General features: G+C 70.5%; 3 protein-coding genes. 2 read left to right on the top strand and 1 reads right to left on the bottom strand.

Translation table 11 applies throughout. The features are described from left to right. Positions 1-32 precede the first annotated feature (32 nt). The gene (locus DQW06_RS07315; RefSeq protein ID WP_071621265.1) at positions 33-476 is read right to left on the bottom strand and encodes a hypothetical protein; all 444 of its coding nucleotides are present in this window, start codon (positions 474-476) and stop codon (positions 33-35) included. Between the two features lie 146 nt (positions 477-622). On the opposite strand from DQW06_RS07315, the gene DQW06_RS07310 reads away from it, so the two are divergent. Together DQW06_RS07310 and DQW06_RS07305 are read left to right on the top strand one after the other, a co-directional pair. Beyond that, a complete protein-coding gene (locus tag DQW06_RS07310) occupies positions 623-1,033 on the top strand; it encodes a cobalamin B12-binding domain-containing protein (RefSeq protein ID WP_013151118.1) in 411 nt (136 codons plus the stop codon). Between the two features lie 413 nt (positions 1,034-1,446). Beyond that, the coding region (locus tag DQW06_RS07305) for an ATP-grasp domain-containing protein (protein WP_198662396.1) at positions 1,447-1,621 on the top strand (175 nt) is incomplete at its 3' end.

Genomic DNA, 1,621 nt, shown 5'->3' with positions numbered 1-1,621 from the left:
ACCGGCCCGGAGGCCCGCCGTCTACGAGGGGCTCAGAGGGGGCCGCCGCGGTCGTCGCGCGTCCCGGGCGCGGGAGGGTTCGCGGGGGCGTCCGCGCCGCCGCGCACGGGGCCTTCCGTGCCGCTGGCCGGGGCGTCGGCGCCGCCGGGGATCCCGGTGGCCCCCGCGCCACCGTCCCCGGTCACGCCCTCGGCGGTCTCACCGTGGTCGAGGAGGTACTGCACGTACACCGGGCGCAACGCCTCCTGGACGTCCGGGTCGGCCTCGGCGGACAGCGCCTCGTACACGAAACCGGACAGCTGGGCGACGCTCGCCTCACTGGCCTCCTCGTTGCCCGCCGCCGCCTCGGCGGCCGGGATCAGCCTGAGGAGCCGCCAGAAGAAGCGCAGGTCCCACCGCTGCCGTGCCAGTTCGACGGCGCGGTCCCGCAGGTCCTCTGTGCTGGTCTGGTCGAATTCGGTGACATCGTCTCCCATGTTCGGACGATACCCGTCCCCGCGCCCGTCACCCGACAGTGACCTGCGTTACGCTTCATGCGAGTTCATCGTCTCGTCCCCGCGCACCCGGGGGCCTCCCACAAGGAGGGCCGGGCGGTCGGGGGAACACTCGTGAGGGGTTTGCCATGGCCGAGGGCGCACCACGGATCGTCGTAGCCAAACCGGGGCTGGACGGACACGACCGCGGTGTCAAGATCGTGGCCCGCGTGCTGCGTGACGCCGGTGTCGAGGTCATCTACACGGGTCTGCGCCAGACGCCCGAGATGATCGTGGCGGCCGCGCTCCAGGAGGACGCCGACGCCATCGGACTGTCCGTGCTCTCCGGCGCCCACATGACCATGTTCTCCCGGGTCCTGGAGCTGCTCAGGGAGAACGGCGCGGAGGACATCCGGGTGTTCGGCGGCGGGATCATCCCCGACGCCGACATCGCCGAACTCGAACGCCTGGGCGTCGCCAAGATCTTCACTCCGGGCGCTCCGACTTCGGAGATCGCCGACTGGGTGCGGGAGAACGTCCGTCCGGCGCACGCGGCCTGAGCCCCTCACGCGCCACAGGAGTTCCCTCCGTCCCCTTCTTCGCCGGGTGATGTTGGTCGCACCCGTCCAGGGGGCCGTATCCGGGCGAAAGGCGCCCCCGTGGTGTTATGTCGTGTCCCTGGTCACATATTTTCCCACGCGGGTGCTTCCGCGACGCCGCCTGAGCGGCTTTTGGGACGGGCCGGGGCCGGTCAACCCCGCCCCCGGTGTCTGGCGGCCGGATTTCAGGCGACTAAGCTTTGCGCATGTCGCGGGTGGCAACGCCGCGGCGATCTCGATCTTCTGTAAGCGGCGCAGACCGCGGGGTTGTGCCTCGTGCGCCCCGTGTGACACGTGTCAGTGGGTCACAGCCGATCCGGACGAGGCCACCCCGGTAGACATCCTGAGCCAGCGAGTTACAAGGACGGACCCTCGTGGACCTGTTCGAATACCAGGCGAAGCAACTCTTCGCAGAGTACGGGGTTCCCGTACCCCAGGGGAAGGTGGCGAGCACGGCCGCTGAGGCGCGTGCCATCGCTGATGAGTTCGCCGCCGCCGGCAAGCCCCGCGTCGTCGTCAAGGCGCAGGTCAAGACCGGTGGTCGCGGCA

The organism is Nocardiopsis sp. TNDT3, from assembly GCF_003427465.1.
In the GTDB taxonomy this organism is placed as follows: Bacteria; Actinomycetota; Actinomycetes; order Streptosporangiales; family Streptosporangiaceae; genus Nocardiopsis; species Nocardiopsis dassonvillei.
The sequence above is the reverse complement of the archived record's forward strand: the minus strand, read 5'-3'. Positions and strand labels throughout refer to the sequence as shown.